This is a genomic window from Agrobacterium sp. rho-8.1 (genome assembly GCF_033957725.1).
GTDB lineage: Bacteria > Pseudomonadota > Alphaproteobacteria > Rhizobiales > Rhizobiaceae > Agrobacterium.
Genome location: NZ_CP192789.1, coordinates 1,093,818 through 1,114,405, shown reverse-complemented (window position 1 = coordinate 1,114,405; position 20,588 = coordinate 1,093,818). Strand labels below are relative to the sequence as shown.

Here is a 20,588-nt window from a genome sequence, read left to right as displayed (position 1 = left end):
GGTTGGAGGCATTCAAGCTGCGAAGCGTGACGTCGGCGTGCATAAAAAAACAGGCCACGAATGACGCGGCCTGCTGTGTCAATCAAGCGTCCTCATGGTCGCCTAACCAAATCGCATTAACGGTCAGGCACTCTCTGTGGCCGCGCCATGACCCTCGACACTTTTATCCAATAGCATCTTGTCTTGATCGGTGGTGTTTTTCGTCCGATCCTTGCCAAAGAACAGCGCGTACGCAGCCGGAAGAACGAAAACGGTCAGCACCGTAGCAACGAGGATGCCGCCCATCATAGCGAAGGCAAGCGGCCCCCAGAACACACCGCGGGAAATCGGGATGAGCGCGAGGACGGCCGTGAGCGCAGTCAGCGCGATAGGACGGAAACGCCGTACCGCAGCCCCGACGATTGCCTCATGGCGAGGCACTCCGGCATCAATATCCTGATCAATCTGGTCCACCAGAATAATCGAATTTCGGATGATGATACCCAGCAGCGCGATAACGCCAAGAATGGCGACGAAGCCGAAGGGTGCACCGCTGATCAACAATGCGGCAGCCGCTCCGATGATGCCAAGTGGGCCTGTTGCCAGAACGAGCATGGCCTTACCAAAATGCTGCAATTGCACCATCAGAAGCAAAACGATGACAAGAAGCATGATCGGCGCTTTTGCGGCGATCGACGCCTGGCTCTCGGCAGCATCCTCAGCCCCGCCCTGAATTTCAATTTTATAACCCGTGGGCAGCGTGTCACGCATCTCCTGCATATCAGCATACATTTTCAGGACAACGTCGTTCGGCTGCACATCGTCAGGCAACGTGGCGCGCACTGTGATCGTCGGCAATCGGTCGCGACGCCATTCGATACCCTGCTCCAGGACGGGAACAACTTTGGCAACTTGCGAGACGGGTACAAAGCCACCAAAATCCGTGGGGACGTAGACCGAATTGACTGCTGATAGCAGCAACCTGGCCTTATCCTGCTCCCGAACAACAATGGAGACGGTTTCCTCGCCGGAGCGGAAGTCATCGATCGGGACACCCGTCATGGCCGCTTGCAGCATCTGGCGAACACGTTGGGATGTGACCCCGAGCGCGCGTGCGCGGTCCTGATCAATCACCAGCTTCATCGCGGGAACCTGCTCCATCCAGTCGTCGTGAATGGCGCTCAGAGCGGGATTCTTGGCAAAAATTGCTTTCACCTCATCGGCAATTCGTCGAACTTCTCGACGGTCCGGGCCCTGTACGCGCATCTGTACAGGCCAGCCTGTGGGAGGCCCCAGGAAAAGCCGGTCGACCTTGCCTCTGACAGAGGGAAAGTCTTCGGCCAGAATACCGCGAAGCTTGGTGATGAGACGCTCACGAGCTGGCTCGTCTTTGGCCATGATCAGAAGTTGAGCGAAATTGGGATTGCGCAGCTGCTGATCGAGCGGGAGGAAGAAACGCGGTGCACCTTCGCCGATATAGGTCGCGATGACTTGCTTGTCGGTGTCGCCGATGATTTTTTGTTCGAGCGCTTTGGCCTGAACTTCAACTTCTTTGATGCTCGTGCCCTCCGGTAGCCAAAGGTCAACGAGAATCTCCGGGCGCGATGACTGCGGAAAGAAGTTCTGCGGAATGAACTGGAAAGCCCAGATGCTGCTGGCAAAAACACCGAAGGTCATTGCGAGAACGATAATGCGATGGCGCACCGCCCAAGCCACGGCTGAACCCAGATTTCGATAGAACCGAGTATCGAAGACGTCGTGATGTCCGCCGGCATGGGTTCTCTGTTTAAGGATCATATTTCCCAGCCACGACGTGAAATAGACGGCCACGAACCAGGAGGTGACAAGCGCAATACCAACGACGTAAAAGAGCGAGCGCACGTACTCACCGGCAGCCGATTCCGCAAATCCGACCGGAATAAAGCCGGCGATGGTGATCAATGTGCCCGTCAACATCGGGAAGGCAGTCGATGTATAGGCGAAACTCGCCGCCTCTACCTTGACCAATCCCTCTTCGAGCTTTCGCTCCATCATTTCCACAACGATCATCGCGTCGTCGACCAGAAGCCCAAGCGCGATAATCAGTGCGCCAAGAGAAATTCGCTGTAGATCAATACCGAGCTCGTACATAATCGCAAAGGTTGCGGCTAGAACGAGTGGAATGGTGATGGCGATGACCAGACCTGAGCGCCACCCGATGGACAGGAAAGAAACGACAAGGACGATAACAAGCGCTTCGACCAATGCCTTCATAAATTCGCCGACAGCCTCGGTGACAACCTCTGGCTGGTTCGATATCTGACCGACTTCGACGCCGTATGGAACAGCGTTCTCAAAGTTACGGTATGTCTCAGCCACCGCCTTTCCAACGTCAATAACGTTGAATCCCTTCGCCATGACCACACCGACTTGCACGCTGTCTGAGCCATTGAAGCGGAATTTGCGCTGATAGGGGTCTTCCAGGCCTGCGGTAACGGTGGCAATGTCGCCAAGACGAGTGATCTGCCCGCCGGCTCGCAAACGCAACTCCCGGATATCCTCGGCTTTTTTAACATCTCCTTCGACCGAAATACGGACAGATCGCAGGCCGGTATCGACGGTACCTGCAGGATCGACCCTGTTTTGACCTCTGATGGCATTCTGAAGATCAGTGAGAGTCAGTCCCCGCTCGGCAAGCGATTTTGAGGATACATCGATGAATATTTTCTCGGGCTGGTCACCAATGATCACAGCCTTTTCGACACCCGGCGTGGTGAGCAGCATATCACGAGCCTGAATGGCCAGCTTCTTCAGTTCAGGATAGCTGAACCCTTCGCCACTGATCGAATGCAGTGTGATGAATGTGTCACCGAATTCGTCATTGAAATACGGGCCGAGCAAACCCTCCGGGAGTTCATTCGATATGTCGCCAACCTTCTTTCGGACTTGGTAGAAGGCATCGGCGACTTCAGCGGCATTGGTGTCGCCTTTTACCTGGAGCGTGATGATTGCGCTTCCTTCACGCGTGTAGGATTTCACCCAATCCAGATGCGGTGTCTCCTGGAGCTTTCGCTCGATCCTGTTGACGACCTGATCCTGCATCTCCTGAATGGACGACCCCGGCCAAATGGCTTGAACCACCATGACCCGGAAGGTAAAGTCGGGATCTTCCTTCTGACCCATCCGGGTTAGCCCAAGCACACCGGTAATCAGAATCAGCCCGAACAGAAAGCGCGCAATGCTCGGATGACCGATCGCCCAACGCGACAGGTTGAAGGGATGTTTCCCCTCATTCGACTTTTCCATAAGAATTATTCCTTGACTGGGCCTAACGGACGGGTGCGGCGGACTGTAGCTGCGCCGCATGCTGCGCTTGCATCTTCACCTTGAGATCATCGGTCATGAACTGCGTGCCAGCGACGACAACGACGTCGCCGACGCCAAGGCCGGTCGCGATGTTGATACCATCCGCTGTAAAGTCACCAACGCCGATTTCACGCGCATTCACCGTCGAGGTTTGCGTGTCGACAACCCACACAATCTTCTGCCCGTTCTTTTCGGCAAGCGCCGAGAGAGGGATAACGTAACCACCATTCGTATTCTGCGTGCTTTTCTCGATGGTGGCCGTCATGCCCAGCAAGACACGGGAATCCTCGGGAAGACTGACGCGTACGGAAAAGGTGCGTGATTGCGGATCTGCGCTTCCGGAGACTTCACGCACCTTTCCTTCCAGGATTAGGGCAGCATCGGACCAGAAACTTGCCTTGACCGCAGCGCCAGGCCGAAACTCCGTAATCTCGTTTTCAGGAACAGCGATTTGCACTTCCTTCTCGTCGTCCAGCGCGACCGTGACCACCGTCGAACCTGCAGCGACCACGGTTCCCGCATCAGCCGCAATTGCCGTCACAATTCCTCTGACGTCAGACCGAAGTTTCGCATAATCAACCTGATTTCTGGCCTGATCAAAGGCGGCGTCGGCTGCGTCGCGCGTTGAAACCGCCTGATCGTAAGTCAGCAGGGCCTGCTCGAGCTGCGACTGAGCCACAGCATTTTTTTCATACAGCTGCTGAGCACGCTTGCTGGCGAGGTCCGCCGTCGCAACACCTTTTTCTGCTGCTTTCAAGTTCGCTTCGGCAGTTCGCAAGCTCAGCTCGAGATCTTTGGAATCCAGTCTGGCCAGTACGTCGCCAGGCTTGATGCGATCACCGATATTGACGGGTCGCTCCACGATTTTTCCGGCCACGCGAAAGCCGAGACTGGACTCAACCCGTGCCCTCACGGCGCCGGAGTACACCAGCGTCTTTTGACTTTGATGATCAGAGATCTCAATGGTTTTGACCGGACGTGTAACGTCTCTGACCTCCTCCTTTTGTTCGTCGCTGCAGCCAGCGAGACCGAAAACAAGGACACTCATGACAACGAGAGAAAGCGGCGATCTTATCATTTTATCGGATATCATTTTCGTAACCTTTAGGGGCGGTGGGTATCAAATGCTGTCGCCTTGGCGGAAGGTCGTGGTTTTCAAGGCTCCGATCGCAAACCCGATGAGATCGTCAACAGGAGCACGGTTGTCTTTTGACCGGCACTGGGCGACCATCTGGGGGTGGCACAACGTGACCGTCGCCGCGCCAAAGCACTGCGACGCAATCAGGGGATCTTGCTGAGGAAATTCGCCGGCTTCGATGCCGTCTTTAATAATGTCCGCAATGATGTCTTGAATGTAATCGACGTGTTTTTCGATAACGTCCCAGTCGCGCTCAATCGCCACGACGATCATCTCATGGACTTTCGCTTCGTCCAGCATTGTCTCTACGGTCCACTCGTGGTGGGCCTTGACATAGAGTCGAAGCCGATGCTCTGCGCTGAGAGGCATATCGCGGACGTCATGGGCCCGCGCTTTGCATTCTTCCAACATGCGGGAACATACCGCCTGATGAATTTCCACTTTGGAAGCGAAGAAGCGGTAGATATTGGCAGTGGACATCCCAAGGTCGTTGGCGATGTCCGCAACCGTCGTTTTGCCATATCCAAAATGACGAAACGCGCGTTCTGCGGCGTCAAGAATGCGAGATATGTTCTCTTCTCTCGAGTCTTCAGCTGTCTTTTCCAAAGCGCGATGGGGCATGGCAATCAACTTTGCTTACGAATGACGATTTTCGAATTTCGTCATTCGTAAGCTATACGCCATTATTCGTCAAGAGTAGTGGTTTCAGATCCCGCATGGGGTTGCCCGTTGAAAAACAGACAAGATCAGGTTTTATGACTGACTTTAAACTCACGCGGTGTGAATAGCCCCGCGTTTCGAGACATCCTCGGGTTACGTTTTCTGCTGCGTTCGAACACGTCCTGCCTGGCGTCGTCTCTTGAACGATAGACCGTTCGCCGTATCCGCTCCAGCTTCAACAGATTGAAGACGCGTTCAGCGACTGTATTATCATGGCAGTTGCCGCGTCGGCCCATCGAGTGAACCAGAACCTTGTCCTTTGGCTTTCGCCTCCAGACAGCCATCAGCAACGCCTGCAGCACGACATCCGTTGTCTTCCGGCTCTGCATCGACCAGCCGATGACGAGGCGGGAAGAGAGATCGATGACGACAGCGAGATAGCCAAAGCCTTCGTTGGTCCGGATGTAGGTGATGTCCGGGGCGAGCGCTCGATAATGTTACTGATAAACCACCCTCGCGCATTGTCGCCGAGTTGACTTTGACATAATGGTCCAAACTTAAACCGTAGAGCTATTAGGCGATTATCTTGACGGACGGTGGTTGTCCGCTTCGTCTCAAAGGAGTGTTCATTTGCCCGAATTCGAACAGACTTTATCCGCAGGCACCTTGATTTTCATAGCAATCGGCGCGGTTGCACTTCTATTGCTGCTCATCATCCAATTTCGTGTTCATGCCTTTGTTGCGCTGATCCTTATCAGTTTTTTGACGGCGCTCGTCACGGGCATTCCAACCGCAAATATTATGAGCACGCTGACCACCGCATTTGGCTCCACCCTTGGAGGCGTCGCGCTTCTTGTCGGTCTTGGCGCGATGCTCGGGAGATTGTTGGAGGTGTCCGGTGGTGCGCAGGCACTGGCCGATGATCTGATCAAGCGTTTTGGGGAAAAACGCGCACCCATGGCTTTGGGAATTGCATCCCTGTTTTTCGGCTTCCCGATCTTTTTCGACGCAGGCCTCGTCGTCATGCTTCCCGTGATGTTCACCGTCGCGCGGCGTCTTGGGGGCAGCCTGCTCCTATACGGAATACCGGTTGCGACTGCGTTTTCCTGCATGCACGTTTTCGTCCCACCGCATCCGGGCCCGGTTGCAGCATCTGAACTGCTGGGTGCTGATGTCGGCTTGTTGATTATCATCGGCCTTATTGTCGCAATCCCAACCTGGATCGTTGCTGGCCATTTCTTCGGTGACTGGATTGGCAAACGTATCTTCTTGCCAGTGCCGGAAAACGTTTCGGAAGCAAATTCGGTTGAAGAAGGAGTGTCCTTGCCGAGCCCCGGTTTGGTTATCTCTCTTCTGCTTCTGCCGCTGATTTTGATCTTCATGAATACGGGACTGGATTTCGCACGCGCCCAGGAATGGGTGAGCAAAGATGCGGGATGGTTCCAGCTGCTGCGCGCTATCGGCTCGACACCCATCGCACTTCTCATATCCGTTTTGGTTGCTGCCGTTGTGCTCGGTCCAATGCGGGGTCGAGACCCCCTGAAGATTGAACGTATCGTTGACTCCGCGCTTGGCCCGGTTTGCTCGGTCATCTTGATAACTGGCGCGGGTGGTATGTTTGGTGGTGTTCTTCGTGCCTCTGGAATAGGCAATGCGTTGTCAAGCGCTCTGGCCGATATCGGCATGCCCGTTTTTGTGGCGGGATTCCTGATTGCGACGGCGCTGCGTGTTGCGCAGGGTTCTGCCACAGTGGCCCTCATTGCCGCCGCTGGTCTGATTCAACCAGCAGTCCAGGCAGCGGGTTATCAAGGTGTCGAGCTTGCGGCCATCGTGATAGCGGTTGCATCTGGTTCGGTCATGCTATCCCATGTGAACGATTCCGGCTTCTGGCTCGTTGGCCGCTTCTTCAATATGGACATCAAAACAACGTTCAAGACCTGGACCGTGATGCAGACAATGGTCGGCCTCCTGGGTTTTGCGCTTTCGGGATTGATCTTCTCGCTGGCCTGAAACATATAAAAATTGTCCAAGTTTTTTTGAAATTGACGACCACCATTCTGATGCGCTGTCAGTCTGGTGGTCGTCGAAATACCGGAATGGGTCTGATCTGGTTGGAAACCGTAACAAGTCCACCCTCGCGCGCCAGAGTTATCCTACGAAGAATTTTTTGATTATTCTGCCTTGCAAGATAAAATACCGCTGCCGGAGCGTGTCCTCTCGAGGTATAAAGGTGATGCGGTCCACTGCGGAGCTCGCGGTCATCTACCAAACATTCCAAGCAAAATCGGGTAATTGTGGCATTGTACTTGCTGTCTCATTGGTGAGCGCGCCAAGAACGCGGGTTTGGCGCTCTCCTCTGTCAGGCTATGCCACGCTGCTCAGGCCAGTTACTGCGCATTTTTTGGGAGATTTGGATTTAAATGACATCACGTTGGGCTTGGTTTTTTGCAAAAGTCGCGCGCCGCATCTGGTTTCGAGCGACCTTGTTTTCGATACTCGCCGTTGTCACCGCTCTCATCGCTATCGTTATCAGCCCATATATTCCAAGTGACCTGCCGGCCAAAATCGGCGCTGACGCCGTGGATAACATCCTCGGCATCATTGCTTCGAGCATGCTGACAGTGACCACATTCTCCCTCAGCACCATGGTGTCCGCCTATTCGGCAGCCACCAGCAATGTCACGCCGCGTGCGACAAAGCTGGTGATGGAAGACAGCACGACGCAAAATGTTCTGGCGACATTCGTTGGCTCGTTCCTGTTCAGCCTCGTCGGCATCATTGCGCTGAGCACCGGAGCATACGGCGATCGCGGTCGGCTCGTTCTGTTTATTGTGACAATCGCGGTCATTGTGTTGATCGTCGTGACATTGCTGCGCTGGATCGATCATCTCTCACGACTGGGCCGCGTGACAGAAACGACGGAGCGGGTTGAGGCCGTGACCATAGATGCGATGCGCGCGCGCCATCAGAGCCCCTATCTAGGCGGTAACAGAATGGAGGGTGAGAAGACTATTCCGGTCTCTTCCATCGACGTGTTCATCGACAGAATTGGCTACATCCAGCATCTTGATACAGGGGCGCTTTCCAAGATTGCGGCAAAGACGAAGTCGCGCATTTTTGTGCGGGCAATCCCTGGGCAACTGATCGATCCGACACGTCCGGTGGCATCGGTTGACGGAGTCCGGAAAGCCGATTCTGAACAAACCCTTGCTGATATCAAAGCGTCCTTCTCCGTGGAGGACACCCGTTCCTTCGATCAGGATCCGAGATTTGGCGCATCAGTCCTGGCAGAAATTGCGTCGCGGGCCCTGTCACCCGCAATCAACGATCCCGGCACCGCAATCGATGTAATCGCCCGTTCGCTTCGTGCCCTGGCTGTCTGGAACGAACCTTTGGAGACTTCCAAGCCGGGCGCTATTCTTTTTGCCAATGTCTATGTGCCAACCATCAGTCTTGATGACATCTTCGACGACCTGTTTACACCCATCGCCCGTGATGGCGCAGCCATCGTTGAAGTCGGCCTGCGTCTGCAAAAGACATTTGGTGTTTTGGCGAGGCTTGGCGCGCCCGGCTTTCGCAACAATGCCATTCGGCATTCGAAAGAAGCACTTGCCCGCGCCGAGCTCGCATTGAGCCTTGAAAACGACAGACAACGGGTGAGAGCTGCCGCGCAAGCTGTTTTTGGTGAGATAAGCTGAGCGCCCCAAGACTGGAATTGTGTAAGGGAGATCACTATCACTTCGATGGTACGGCCGGAACGATCCTGGAAAACTGAGGGGTGGTAACTCCAGTCTTCTAAATCCGCTCCGAATGGAAACCTCAAGGTTAGGGCGCCGACCACCCCCGGACGTGCTGTCCACCAAACACCATGTCAGTCGGCATCTGGAAGATGAAATAGGGATTGAGGGCAGGCAAAGCTGTCGCCTCTTCCAGCCGCTGCAGGTGCTCGTGCTCCAATACGACATCGAGGGAGGCGATATTTTGGGTGATTTGATCCACCCTGCTGGCACCGATCAGCACCGAGGAGACGCCGGGCCGGTTGGCGACCCAAGCGAGTGCCACTTCCGCAGGAGAACGACCAACGTCCGAAGCGACGGCTTTCAGAACATCAACGATATCAAAGTTGCAATCCGTGAACAGCATGCCGCCGAACGGATTATCACCGTTGAGGCGCCCATTGCTTTCACCTTCGGTCGCGGATCCGGCCTTGTCTGGCAGACCAGGGGCAAGACCAGCGTCGCTGATCTTGTCGCGACCGTATTTCCCCGTCAGCAGGCCCGCTCCAAGCGGGCTCCATGGCACCATGCCCAAACCAAATTCCGCGCCGGCAGGAATGAGATCCAGTTCGACGCCACGGTCGATCAGCGAATAGGCGTATTGCAGGCCGATCGGCTTGGGCAGGCCATGCGCTTCGGCAAGTGTAGCGATCTTTGCGACATACCAGGCAGGCGTGTTGGAAAAGCCGTAATGCAGGATTTTTCCAGAGCGAACCGCATCGGTCAGCGTTTGCAGAACCTCTTCTGCTGGTGTGGTGCGGTCCCATACATGCATCCAATACATATCGATATAATCGGTTTTCAGCCGTTTAAGCGATCCTTCTATGCCCATGCGGATGTTCTTGGCACCGTTGCCACCCCACAAAGGTGTGCCCTGCCCCCGCGGAAAACCGGATTTGGTCGCAACCACCAAACGATCACGTGTCCCACTTTCAGAAATAAACGTGCCGAGCATGTCCTCGCTACGGCCTGCGGAATAGACGTCAGCAGTATCAATGAAATTGCCGCCCGCGTCGACATAGGCGTCGAAAAGCGCGCGAGAGGTCTTGTCTCCCGCACCCCAACGCTCTGCCCCAAAGGTCATCGTGCCGAGCGCCAGCGGGCTGACGATCAGGCCTGATTTTCCAAGCGTGCGGTAACTGGTCATATCCATCGGTGTTCTCCATCATTTTGCTGCAACAGGATGTATCGACAGGTGTCCCACAGGATAAGCCATTGATAGCGGCATGAACTTGTGAGCACAGTGCATGAATGGAACGCAATCAACTCAACGACCTGCTCGCTTTTGCGGCCGTGGCGCGCGAGCGTAGCTTTAGCCGTGCCGCCGCCATTCTCGGCATGTCACCCTCTGCGCTGAGCCACGCGATGCGTGGACTGGAAGAGCGGCTGGGTGTCCGGCTCCTGTCGCGCACGACGCGTAGCGTAGCGCCGACCGAACCGGGCGAGCGGCTTCTGCAATCGCTTAACCCGGCGTTTGCCAATATCGAGAACGGGCTGGAAGCGTTGGCGGAGTGGCGCGACAACCCATCTGGCACGGTCAGGATCACCACTTTCGCCTATGCGGCGCGACTGGTGCTTTTACCGAAACTACCAGCTTTTCTGCTGGCCAATCCGGATGTTCGGGTCGAGGTCAATATCGATGACGGCCTGACGGATATCGTCGCAGCAGGCTACGATGCAGGCATTCGACTGGGAGAAGCCGTCGCCAAGGACATGGTCGCGGTCAAAGTCGGCCCGGATTTGAGGACAGTGGTGGTCGGCACGCCGTCCTATTTCGACCGATACCCTCCACCGCTGACACCCCATGACCTTCAACACCACGCCTGTATTGGCTACCGGCTGACGACCTCAGGCGGATTGTTGCCTTGGGAATTCGAGAAAGACGGCAAGGAGATCAATATCCGCACCAGCGGACCTCTGGTGGCCAATGACGGCGATCTGCCGGCGGCTGCCGTTCGTGCCGGAGTGGGATTGGGCTATATCATGGAGCATGACGTCGCCGAGGAGATCGCTGCGGGGACACTTGTTCAAGTGTTGAAGGACTGGAGTCCAAGCTATCCGGGGTTTTATCTGTATCACCCCAGTCGCAGACAATCACCGCCAGCCCTGAGAGCGCTGATCGCAGCCGTCAAGATGGGGTAACGTTCACACCGTGTTGATTTTCAACTAGAAACTGACCCGGTATTGGAGTGAACCCCACGGGCTGGACGACGGGACACGAAAAACGGATACACTCTGCGGGCCTCAATCGGAGAAGGCTCATGACATTCCGAGGACCCTACCGACGGTCGTCAACACCCTTCAGGTTGCAACTCTGCCAGGATATTCGAGACGGTGTCATCGGTCGGCGTGATGCGCAGCACACTCAGGGTGATTCGGCTAACATCATCGAGTGCACACTTCCTAACTGCCGACATGAGGTCATCGATTGTGGTCACTTCGTCTCGGAGGAGGCCCCCGATGCCTAGATTCGTTTCGCGAGCGCCGGATTCAGACCGGCGACATTTCGAACTGAGGGTAGGCTTTGGCCTTGATGAGATTCGAACCTGTGGCGCCCGTGGTCAACGGAAATTATGTCGCTTACCACATCCACCGCTTCCGACGCTTTGGACGGATTTGAACCCAAGGCTGGCCATTTAAACGTTCACGAAAGCGGCCGGCTGTTCAGGCTTAAGCACCACTATACCCTCATTGGTCTCAGGGACAGATAGACGAAACGGACGCTTTGGGGTTAGCTGCACCAATGATCGACCTCAAAAACATTGAAACCTTCTTCTGGGCCGCAGCACTCGGCAGCCTTCGCGCTGCGGCAGAAAAGCTCGGGACAACCCAACCTGCCGTATCACAGCGCATTGCTGCACTCGAGCTTGCGCTTGGCGTCAGGTTGTTTGATCGCGCGGCTCGTGGCGTGAGGTTGACCGCGAAGGGACAGGAGTTGCTGGCCCATGCGGAGCAACTGATACAGGCTCGTAACGGGATGATTGAAGCTGCACGCGACAGCACTGCCATGACAGGGCGCCTTAATCTCGGAGTGGCGGAAACGATCGTGCAGACGTGGTTGCCGCAACTTATTGCCGAAATTCATATTGCCTATCCCGATCTGACACTTGAGATAGAGGTCGATACGAGCGAGATGTTGCAATCCCACCTGATGAGCAGAAGGATCGACCTTGCCTTTCTCATGGGACCAGTTCTGGAACCGCGTGTGGCCAACAGGCCGCTCTGCACTTATCCCCTTGCGTGGATTGCCAAGCCAGGTCTTCACTCATCGGAAAACTATGCATCGGTGGAAACGATCTCTGCCCTGCCCGTCATCACCTACGGCTCGAACAGTACACCCTATCGGCAGGTCCGCGATATCCTGCAGCGCTACCGCTTTCCCACGCCGCGAATGTATGGAAGTGCATCGCTGTCGATGATTGCCAAGATGGCTCTGGACGGCATAGGCACCGCCGTCATCACGCCAGTCTTTCTCGGCGCCGAGATAGAGCGCGGTGAATTGGAAATCTTGAACGTCGATACCGATCCACTGAACGACCTGCATTTCACCGCAAGCTGGATCGACGGCCCCGATAGCCATGCCGCACGGGTGATAACAAACATGGCTCAGCAGATCGCGCGAGACAGTGCAGGAAACGTACTTCCCATGGCGCCCACAATCGACGAGATATAAACTTTATTTATACCTCGCTTCCAAACATACGATTGGACAAGGCTGCTTTATCGCCATTTAATCGAAAAAATAAAAGCGACATAAGTCGCACGCATGGGAACAGGCTGACATAGCATCAAGCAGGAGGTATTCGGGACATCGTCCCGTCTCGGACTCCCGCTCGCCTTTTTTCGTGCTCTGAAAGATCGAACCAGAAAAAAGGGAACGACATGAAACTACTCTCCTTTGCTACCGCACTCCTCGTTGCTGGTGCTGCCGCAGCCCAGGAACTGCCTAAAACCCAATTGCAGATCGTTGGCGGCCTCAGCAACCTCACCGCTTATCAGCAGTTCGAACAACCATTTTGGGCCAAGACCATTCCGGAGAAATCTGGTGGGCAGGTGACCGCGACGATAAAGGGCTTCAACGAAATGGGTCTCAAGGGCCCGGAACTGATGCGCCTTATGTCACAAGGTGTCATCCCTTTTGGGACTGCAACGCTTTCCTATTTCGCCAGCGACAACCCCATCAATGAAGCCATTGACCTTCCAGGTCTGGCACCTGATGTCGAGACCGCCCGCAAGGTTACGGAGTCTTTCCAGCCAGTCTACGAAAAGTTTTACGGCGAAGGTTCCAAGGTCAAGCTTCTCGGCATTTCGACCTATCCAGCACAGGTGGTGTTCTGCAACGCAGATATTAAGGGTATTGCCGATCTGAAGGGTAAGAAGGTTCGCACCTCCGGCCGCACGCAGGCGGAATTCGTTGAAGCCTTCGGCGGCACGAGCGTCACCATGGCCTTCGGGGAAGTGGTCCCAGCGCTGCAGAACAAGGTCGTTGATTGCGCCATCACCGGCTCCCTCTCCGGCTACTCGGCCAAATGGTATGAGGTCTCGACCCATCTCCTCGCACTGCCAATCAACTGGAACCAGCAGATTCACGCCGTAAACCAGTCCGTCTGGGACAAGCTCGACCCGAAGGTTCAGGCATTCCTTGAGGAAAACATCGCAACCCTGGTGGACGACATCTGGAAGGCCGCTGGCACCCAGACGCAGGAAGGGTATGATTGCAATACAGGCTCTGCAGCCTGCACGCAGGCTATCAAGGGCAAGATGACGCTGGTCGTACCGACCGACGAGGACAAGGCACTTCTGAAAGCGACACTGAAGGACAAGATTCTTCCGACCTGGGCCGCGCGTTGCTCTGCAGATTGTGTGAAAGACTTCAACGACACGATCGGTGCATCCCTCGGACTGACGGCTTCAAAGTAATCCAGCCCAGGACACGGCTGGCTTCAACTGCGGCCGTGTCGCCTTTCCTCCAGCCGGATGGACAACGATGACAGGATCAATCCCTCTACTGACTTCGCTTTTCGGCTTTGCCGAGAAAGCGGCCCGTTGGGCCATGCTTGCCAGCGGCGCGCTGACTCTCGCCAGCGTTCTGCTGATTACAGTCGACGTTCTGCTCCGCAAACTCTTCGGCTGGACCGTGGGTGGCTCCGATGAATTGTCGAGCTACGCTTTCGCGATCAGCACGACATGGTCGCTCGCCTATGCGACGCTGCAGCGCGCCAATGTGCGTGTAGACATCATCTACCACTACCTGCCCGTCCGTGTTTCGGCAGTGCTTGATTGGCTATCGCTGGCCTGTCTTGGCGTCTTTATCGGCTTCGTGACCTATTATGGTTTCGGTGTTGTCGCAGAATCGATCAACAACAATTCGCAGGCCAACACGCCACTGGGCACGCCGCTCGCTATTCCGCAAGGTCTGTGGTTCGCAGGACTTGTCTTCATGTGTCTCATCCTCGCCCTCATGATGATCCGCGCCTCGGTCGCGCTGATCACCGGCGATATTGATACCGTCAAGGCAATCGCCGGGGTTCGTTCTACACAGGAAGAGGCGGAAGAAGAAGCCGCAGCTGGTAAGCGTTTGATTGAAGGAGAACGCACATGATCGCAACGACACTCATCCTCCTTCTGGTGCTGGTCGGTCTATCCATTCCGGTTGCGGCCGCCCTTGGTGTTCTTGGTCTGATCCTTGATCCTGCATTTTCCATGCTGCCGCTGACCCGCGCCATTGGAGAGCTTGCCTGGAGCACCAACAACGAGTTCCTGCTCGTTGCCATTCCTCTCTTCATTCTGCTTGGAGAAATCTTGCTGCGAGCCGGATTCGCCGAACGCATGTACAGCGCCATGAGCCTATGGCTCTCCTGGCTTCCGGGCGGCCTCATGCATGCCAATATCGGTGCGTCAGCCCTGTTCGCCGCGACCTCCGGCTCCAGCGTCGCAACCGCCGCAACTGTTGGCACAGTTGCCATCCCACAGATCAAGAAGCACGGCTATAACGAACCTCTTTTCCTAGGCAGCCTCGCCGCTGGCGGCACGCTCGGCATCCTTATCCCGCCGTCGATCAATATGGTTCTATACGGCGTGTTGACCAACACGTCGGTACCGAAACTCTATCTGGCTGGCGTGATCCCTGGCTTGCTACTGACCGCGCTGTTCATGCTGACCATCATTGCCGGCTGTATTATGGTGCCTGCTTGGGGCGGCGCACGCGTCAACGGAACATGGGGCAAGCGTTTCGCCAGCCTTATCCATCTCGCGCCGCCACTTGGCATCTTCCTTCTTGTCGTCGGCTCGATCTATGCCGGTCTTGCGACGCCAACGGAAGCAGCCGCACTCGGCGTCAGCGGTGCAATCATCCTCGCTGCCTGCTTTGGCCGCCTCAACTTCGCCATGCTGGCTGAATCGATTGAAGGGACGATGAAATCATCGGCAATGATACTTCTGATCATCATTGCCTCTGGTTTCCTCAACTTCGTCATGTCGGCCACCGGGATTACCGATGTCATCACCAGTTCGATCTCCGGCCTCGGCCTGTCACCTGTCGCGATGATTTTGGTCGTGGTGGTCTTTTATCTGATCCTCGGCTGCTTCATGGAATCCCTATCGATGATGATCACCACGATCCCGATCGTCGCTCCCATCATGCTGGCACTTGGGTTCGACCCGATCTGGACCGGCATTCTCATCATCGTGCTGGTCGAAGCTGCTCTCATCACGCCACCTGTGGGCCTGAACCTCTTCGTCGTCCACAGCCTTCGCAAAAGTGGCTCGATGGCACCCGTTATCATCGGTTCGCTACCCTTTGTGGGCGCGATGGCCGTGCTGATCGTGCTGCTTTCGATTTTCCCTTCCATCGCGCTCTATCTTCCGAGCCTCGCCGAATAAACTCATCGACAGACCTGAACACTGGAATATTTCTCATGAAACTGCATTTCACGATCGAATCCGCAACGTCCCAATCTGAGATCGAGATCGAGATCGACCACCTTGTTGTTGCAGGCTGGGCCGGTCGTGACCGGGCAGCCATCGATCATCATATCGAAGAACTGGCTGCGATCGGCGTGCCGCGCCCAAGTACGGTGCCGCTCTATTACCGCGTCTCCAACAACAGCGCAGTCCAGACGGACCTGATACAATCGGTCGGGACACAAAGCTCCGGTGAAGTCGAGACCTTCATCTTCCGCTCCGGTAACAATCTTTACGTTTCGCTTGCCTCCGACCATACTGACCGCAAGCTGGAAAGCCATAGCGTGGCGCTATCGAAACAGATTTGCCCAAAGCCGATCGCCAGCACCGCATGGCCATTTGCCGAGGTCGCCGACCATTGGGATCAACTGATTATCCGCTCTTGGATTGACGAAAACGACGCGCAGACGCTCTATCAGGAGGGGCCACTTTCCAGCCTGCGCACGCCGCAAGACTTGATCTTCGGACTGACCGCCGGCGATTCCGCACTGCCGGAAAAAACAGGCATGATTTGCGGGACGGTTGGTGCTATCGGTGGCATTCGTCCGTCCGCCCGCTTCACCATGGAACTGTTCGATCCCGTATTGAACCGCAGCATTCGCCACGGCTACGCGATCGAAATCCTGCCAGAGGTTCAGTAATATGGCCCACTACCCTACGATTGCCGAAGTGTCAGCGTCGCTTGCCTCAAAGCAAACTACGAGCCGGAAGCTTGTCGATGCAGCAATTGCTGCAATCGACGATCCGGCGGGTCAAGGAGCAAAAACCTTCATCCGTCGTAATGATGCCCGTGCACACGCCATGGCGGATGCGTCCGATCTGATGCGCGGCGTCGGTCAGGTCCGCTCACCCCTCGAAGGCATCGCAATCTCCGTGAAGGATTTGTTCGATCTTGCCGATGAAGTGACGACGGCTGGCAGCGTTGCCAACAACCATTCAGCGCCTGCTACCGCCGATGCTCCGGTGGTCCAGGCACTGGCCCGAGCAGGCGCCGCTATCACCGGCACGACCAATATGAGCGAGTTCGCGTTTTCCGGCCTCGGCCTCAATCCCCATTACGGCACTCCGCTCAATGCATACGACCGATCCACCGGGCGCATTCCGGGTGGTTCATCCTCCGGTGCTGCTGTCTCCGTCACCGACGGTATGGCGATTGCCGCGATCGGCACCGATACCGGCGGCTCTATCCGCATTCCGGCAGCGCTCTGCGGCCTAACCGGCTTCAAGCCGACCGCGCGCCGCGTCAGCCTCAAGTCTGTCTTGCCACTCTCGACGTCGCTCGATTCGATCGGACCAATTGCGTCAAGCGTTGCCTGCTGCGCCCTGATTGAAGCCATCATCTCCGGCGAAACCCATCGATCGATCCAGTCGATGCCGCTGGCTGGGCTGAGGCTTGCTGTGCCGCAGACTGTCGTGCTCAACGACATGGACGACCATGTTGCCGCGTCGTTTGCAGCGGTTCTGAGCCTTCTGTCGCAAGGCGGAGCGTACATCGTCGAGATCGACGTGCCGGAATTTGAACAACTCGCGACCATCAATGCCAAGGGCGGGCTCGTTGCAGCAGAAGCTTGGCACTGGCATCGCAAGCTGCTCGAAAGCCGCGGCGACACCTATGACCAGCGCGTCCGTAGCCGTATCCTGCGCGGCCGTGACATGAGCGCAGCGGATTATCTCGATGTGCTTGAAGCACGCAGTGCCTGGCAGATGGGTGTCAATGAAAAGCTCGCAGCCTTCGATGCCATCCTGCTGCCGACCGTGCCAATCATCGCGCCAGCGGTCGCACCGCTCGAAGCCGATAACGAAACCTTCTTCACCATCAATGGATTGGTCTTGCGCAACTCGTCAATGATCAACTTCCTCGACGGATGCGGGCTCTCGGTGCCCTGCCACACGACCGGTTCGGCGCCTGTGGGTCTGATGGTCGCAGGCGGAGCTATGACCGATGCAAAAATTCTTTCGGTTGGTCTCACAATCGAACAGGCCCTGAAAAGCAGGACGACCTGAAGATCACGTTTGCGTTGGGCTATTCTCGGCCTATGTCTGGCAGACGACCCGGGACGCATCAATGCAGCTAGCGTTGTGATCGGGAGTGTTTGTCGGTTCGCGAAATTATGGAGGTTTTGTTTGAGTTGCAGGGTCGCCTTTGGCGCAGTGGTGTCCGCCACACGGTTTTGCTCTGTGGGTATCGGTACTGTCCTGATCAACTCTGGTTGGATTTGGCGTCTATGCTGTCAGCGCCCTCATGCCATAGTCGGATAGATCGTGATGTCCGCATTGGGCGGTGACCTCACGGGTTAAACGCAAGACACTATCCTTTCACTAAAGAGGAGTGTGGTCATAGGTCGTTGAAGTCGCTTGAATCTTTCAGCCTCTCAGCGGTCAGAAATATGATCACAAGCGGCGCGTGCATCAGGCGCCCCTCGTTGCAAGAATGAGACTTGGTGGTGGCGTGGTTATTGGGTTTCCATTGACAAGACCGGTAATGTAACCAAGCGCGTTTTGAAGACCATTCATCGTGTAGGGTTTCTCAATCGCGCCGATTGCACCCGCGAAATCGTCTGGAATGCGCTTGAGATTGCCGGAAACAAAAACGAACGGGACATTTTTCGACGTAAGAAAGCGACCGACGTCGATGCCTGTTGGTCCATCGAGCAAATGGATATCGACGAAGGCGAAGTCAGGCGTCGCCCGTTCGGCAAGTTCGCACGCCTTCTGGCTCGAGGCTGCCTGCCCGACGACCTCATGCCCTGCCGCTTCGACCTCACTTTCGAGTTCGAGTGCCAACAAAGCTTCGTCCTCGACTATCATGACACGCAAACGTTATTTCCTCTATTCCTGAACCATAAGCGTCACGCGCACATCGGTGCGGTTTCCCTCGGTTGTCCGTTCTATTTTGGCGCCAAGTTGCTTGGCACAGGTCTGAAGCATCAGCAGGCTGAATGCTTGTTCTTCGGTGTCTACGTCGACGGGCGTAACCGTATCCTCAACGCGGATCAGGAAGTGCCCGTTCAGTCTGCGGACCTCCAGATGGATAGTACCGCCACTTTCGCTCAAGCCACGACGCACCGCATCGCCAATCAACTCGTTCAAGATAAGAGCGAGCGGAGACGCCTTGTGCGCTGGGACGATCACCTCTTTGAGATCAGTCGTCAAAACGATGTCGGACCGCTTCAAAGCTCCGACAAGATCGGTAATCAGGTCGCTTGCAAAGTCGGCAACATCGAAATGACCGACATCGTCGTCGTTGAGAAGCTTACGGTGAACGGTGCTGAGAGCCTCCACTCTGCTCAAAACTGACATCAGGGTGCGTTTGGCAACATCGTCCTTCGTCATGCGTGCCTGGAGTTTGACGATCGAAGCAATCGTCAGAAGGTTATTTTTAACACGATGATCAACCTCGTGGACAAGCGACGTTTTCGTGGTCAACGCTGCTGTCAAATCCGCCGTTCGCCGCGCGACCTCTTCCTCGGCCATATGACGTGCTGCTGCAAGCTCCGCTTCCTTGCTCTTGATGTTGGTAAAATCCAGTTGCGAAGCAAAGAAGTAAATCACCTCCCCGGTCTGGTCACGAACAGGGCTGACAAACAAGGCATTCCAGAAGGTCGAGCCATCTTTTCTGTAATTCAAGATGTCGATGGCTAGGTCGCGTTCCTCAGCCACCGCCGATCTTATTTTAGAAATCGCTGCCGGATCAGTATTCGGTCCTTGCAGAAAACGGCAATTGCGGCCTACCAACTCGTCGGTCGGATACCCTGTGAGTTCGCTAAAGGCGTGATTGCAAAAAATGATTGGATTGTCTTCCTGGCGCGGGTCGGTGATGAGCATCGGCATTCTGGTTGCCTTGAACGCTGCCGCGAACGGGTCTTCCGATGCATGCGCCGCCACAAGGCGATCACCCGCATCGCGCGCGCCCCAAACGTCACTTCCAACCATACTCAGTAACCCCCAATAATCGAACACTTAAATGCACGAAAATATCTTTGGGTTCCATGGGTTCAAAAGAATAGTTTTGGCATTCGACGGCTTGGAAAGCCTCTGTTTTTCACGCTATTTCCAGACGAAAAAAATGGCGCTCTGAATAATATCAAGCGCCACTCTTCCTTTTAATGACATTTCTTCACGTCAGAAAATGTGCGATATTTCGTGATCCAGCGGTTCAGGGTCTTGGCTTGGGGTCCATGTCATCAGGATGACGCAAATGCGGATGGCCTTTCGGTCCGGCGGGACCGATCGCTTCGGCTTTGCCATCCTGACGGATGAGATAGCTGGCGTGAACGACACCGTCGTCTGCTCGACCCTGAACAGTCACGGGTTCGCTCGTGTTCACAAGCTTTCCGCCCTCACCCGCAGGACCCGTTTCAACAAGAGCCTTTCCACTTTCGTCCTGCAGAATGAATTTGTTTCCGTAGATCTCGGCAATTGTACCTTTGATCGTCACAAGGCCGGATACCGGAAGCGTAGAAATCGCAACCGGTGTTACCGGCGCCATTTCCGGGACTGGACGAATCAGTTTCGTGGCAGTGGCGCCGCCGGCGGCACCGAGAGCCAGCGCAAACACGGTAATGAGGGCGGGCCATGCCCATCGCGAGCGGGGCTTCTTCGGCGTCGTGGAAGGGCCACCTTCGTGGTCTGCCTGGTGGTGAGATTGATTTTCGATCTGCATTGTGGTGCTCCATGTGTTCATGACACATACAAGCTAGCACCTGCGGGTCGTCGCCTCGCTGAAC

The 20,588-nt window shown here is 55.7% G+C and carries 16 protein-coding genes and 1 pseudogene; 9 read left to right on the top strand and 8 right to left on the bottom strand.

Annotation, left to right across the window (positions count from 1 at the left end):
- Positions 1-123 precede the first annotated feature (123 nt).
- From RMR21_RS20060 to RMR21_RS20045, 4 genes and pseudogenes are all read right to left on the bottom strand, one after another.
- Positions 124-3,264: an efflux RND transporter permease subunit gene (locus RMR21_RS20060; RefSeq protein ID WP_498671172.1), complete on the bottom strand. Its 3,141-nt coding sequence runs from the start codon at positions 3,262-3,264 to the stop codon at positions 124-126.
- A gap of 22 nt (positions 3,265-3,286) precedes the next feature.
- Positions 3,287-4,417: an efflux RND transporter periplasmic adaptor subunit gene (locus tag RMR21_RS20055; RefSeq protein ID WP_498671171.1), complete on the bottom strand. Its 1,131-nt coding sequence runs from the start codon at positions 4,415-4,417 to the stop codon at positions 3,287-3,289.
- A gap of 27 nt (positions 4,418-4,444) precedes the next feature.
- Positions 4,445-5,083: a TetR/AcrR family transcriptional regulator gene (locus RMR21_RS20050; RefSeq protein ID WP_498671170.1), complete on the bottom strand. Its 639-nt coding sequence runs from the start codon at positions 5,081-5,083 to the stop codon at positions 4,445-4,447.
- Positions 5,084-5,208: 125 nt separating this feature from the next.
- Positions 5,209-5,610 (bottom strand): annotated as a pseudogene (locus RMR21_RS20045) (DDE-type integrase/transposase/recombinase); the annotation flags it as partial.
- Between the two features lie 142 nt (positions 5,611-5,752).
- Here RMR21_RS20045 and RMR21_RS20040 point away from each other — a divergent pair.
- Both RMR21_RS20040 and RMR21_RS20035 read left to right on the top strand, forming a co-directional pair.
- Complete coding sequence (locus RMR21_RS20040) at positions 5,753-7,132, top strand: GntP family permease (protein WP_498671169.1); 1,380 nt, start codon at positions 5,753-5,755, stop codon at positions 7,130-7,132.
- A gap of 410 nt (positions 7,133-7,542) precedes the next feature.
- Positions 7,543-8,820 (top strand): DUF2254 domain-containing protein, encoded by a 1,278-nt coding sequence (locus RMR21_RS20035; RefSeq protein ID WP_498671167.1) that lies wholly within the window; start codon positions 7,543-7,545, stop codon positions 8,818-8,820.
- 127 nt (positions 8,821-8,947) lie between these two features.
- Here the strand turns inward: RMR21_RS20035 and RMR21_RS20030 are convergent, their stop codons facing one another.
- Positions 8,948-10,051: an aldo/keto reductase gene (locus tag RMR21_RS20030; RefSeq protein ID WP_498671166.1), complete on the bottom strand. Its 1,104-nt coding sequence runs from the start codon at positions 10,049-10,051 to the stop codon at positions 8,948-8,950.
- A gap of 98 nt (positions 10,052-10,149) precedes the next feature.
- Between RMR21_RS20030 and RMR21_RS20025 the strand changes: the two genes are divergently transcribed.
- From RMR21_RS20025 to RMR21_RS19995, 7 genes are all read left to right on the top strand, one after another.
- Positions 10,150-11,040 (top strand): LysR family transcriptional regulator, encoded by an 891-nt coding sequence (locus tag RMR21_RS20025; protein WP_498671165.1) that lies wholly within the window; start codon positions 10,150-10,152, stop codon positions 11,038-11,040.
- A gap of 601 nt (positions 11,041-11,641) precedes the next feature.
- Positions 11,642-12,571: a LysR family transcriptional regulator gene (locus tag RMR21_RS20020; RefSeq protein WP_498671164.1), complete on the top strand. Its 930-nt coding sequence runs from the start codon at positions 11,642-11,644 to the stop codon at positions 12,569-12,571.
- A 209-nt stretch (positions 12,572-12,780) separates the two neighbouring features.
- Positions 12,781-13,818 (top strand): TRAP transporter substrate-binding protein, encoded by a 1,038-nt coding sequence (locus RMR21_RS20015; protein ID WP_498671163.1) that lies wholly within the window; start codon positions 12,781-12,783, stop codon positions 13,816-13,818.
- A gap of 67 nt (positions 13,819-13,885) precedes the next feature.
- Positions 13,886-14,500: a TRAP transporter small permease subunit gene (locus RMR21_RS20010; RefSeq protein WP_498671162.1), complete on the top strand. Its 615-nt coding sequence runs from the start codon at positions 13,886-13,888 to the stop codon at positions 14,498-14,500.
- Positions 14,497-15,780 (top strand): TRAP transporter large permease, encoded by a 1,284-nt coding sequence (locus tag RMR21_RS20005; protein WP_498671160.1) that lies wholly within the window; start codon positions 14,497-14,499, stop codon positions 15,778-15,780. The genes RMR21_RS20010 and RMR21_RS20005 overlap by 4 nt, the downstream gene beginning before the upstream one ends.
- A 35-nt stretch (positions 15,781-15,815) precedes the next feature.
- On the top strand, positions 15,816-16,502 hold the full coding sequence (locus tag RMR21_RS20000; RefSeq protein WP_498671159.1) for a DUF2848 domain-containing protein: 687 nt from the start codon (positions 15,816-15,818) through the stop codon (positions 16,500-16,502).
- Between the two features lies 1 nt (position 16,503).
- On the top strand, positions 16,504-17,865 hold the full coding sequence (locus RMR21_RS19995) for an amidase (RefSeq protein WP_498671157.1): 1,362 nt from the start codon (positions 16,504-16,506) through the stop codon (positions 17,863-17,865).
- Positions 17,866-18,270: 405 nt separating this feature from the next.
- On the opposite strand, the gene RMR21_RS19990 is transcribed toward RMR21_RS19995, so the two are convergent.
- The 3 genes from RMR21_RS19990 to RMR21_RS19980 form a co-directional block, all read right to left on the bottom strand.
- The gene (locus tag RMR21_RS19990; RefSeq protein WP_498671156.1) at positions 18,271-18,678 is read right to left on the bottom strand and encodes a response regulator; all 408 of its coding nucleotides are present in this window, start codon (positions 18,676-18,678) and stop codon (positions 18,271-18,273) included.
- A gap of 12 nt (positions 18,679-18,690) precedes the next feature.
- Complete coding sequence (locus RMR21_RS19985; protein WP_498671155.1) at positions 18,691-19,794, bottom strand: PAS domain-containing protein; 1,104 nt, start codon at positions 19,792-19,794, stop codon at positions 18,691-18,693.
- 223 nt (positions 19,795-20,017) lie between these two features.
- On the bottom strand, positions 20,018-20,518 hold the full coding sequence (locus tag RMR21_RS19980) for a hypothetical protein (protein ID WP_498671849.1): 501 nt from the start codon (positions 20,516-20,518) through the stop codon (positions 20,018-20,020).
- Positions 20,519-20,588 lie beyond the last annotated feature (70 nt).

Bases quoted from the DNA above. Each gene is read 5' to 3' on its own strand.
- RMR21_RS20060 (WP_498671172.1), bottom strand. From the start codon at position 3,264: ATGGAAAAGTCGAATGAGGGGAAACATCCCTTCAACCTGTCGCGTTGG.
- RMR21_RS20055 (WP_498671171.1), bottom strand. From the start codon at position 4,417: ATGATATCCGATAAAATGATAAGATCGCCGCTTTCTCTCGTTGTCATG.
- RMR21_RS20050 (WP_498671170.1), bottom strand. From the start codon at position 5,083: ATGCCCCATCGCGCTTTGGAAAAGACAGCTGAAGACTCGAGAGAAGAG.
- RMR21_RS20035 (WP_498671167.1), top strand. From the start codon at position 7,543: ATGACATCACGTTGGGCTTGGTTTTTTGCAAAAGTCGCGCGCCGCATC.
- RMR21_RS20030 (WP_498671166.1), bottom strand. From the start codon at position 10,051: ATGGATATGACCAGTTACCGCACGCTTGGAAAATCAGGCCTGATCGTC.
- RMR21_RS20025 (WP_498671165.1), top strand. From the start codon at position 10,150: ATGGAACGCAATCAACTCAACGACCTGCTCGCTTTTGCGGCCGTGGCG.
- RMR21_RS20020 (WP_498671164.1), top strand. From the start codon at position 11,642: ATGATCGACCTCAAAAACATTGAAACCTTCTTCTGGGCCGCAGCACTC.
- RMR21_RS20015 (WP_498671163.1), top strand. From the start codon at position 12,781: ATGAAACTACTCTCCTTTGCTACCGCACTCCTCGTTGCTGGTGCTGCC.
- RMR21_RS20010 (WP_498671162.1), top strand. From the start codon at position 13,886: ATGACAGGATCAATCCCTCTACTGACTTCGCTTTTCGGCTTTGCCGAG.
- RMR21_RS20005 (WP_498671160.1), top strand. From the start codon at position 14,497: ATGATCGCAACGACACTCATCCTCCTTCTGGTGCTGGTCGGTCTATCC.
- RMR21_RS20000 (WP_498671159.1), top strand. From the start codon at position 15,816: ATGAAACTGCATTTCACGATCGAATCCGCAACGTCCCAATCTGAGATC.
- RMR21_RS19995 (WP_498671157.1), top strand. From the start codon at position 16,504: ATGGCCCACTACCCTACGATTGCCGAAGTGTCAGCGTCGCTTGCCTCA.
- RMR21_RS19985 (WP_498671155.1), bottom strand. From the start codon at position 19,794: ATGGTTGGAAGTGACGTTTGGGGCGCGCGCGATGCGGGTGATCGCCTT.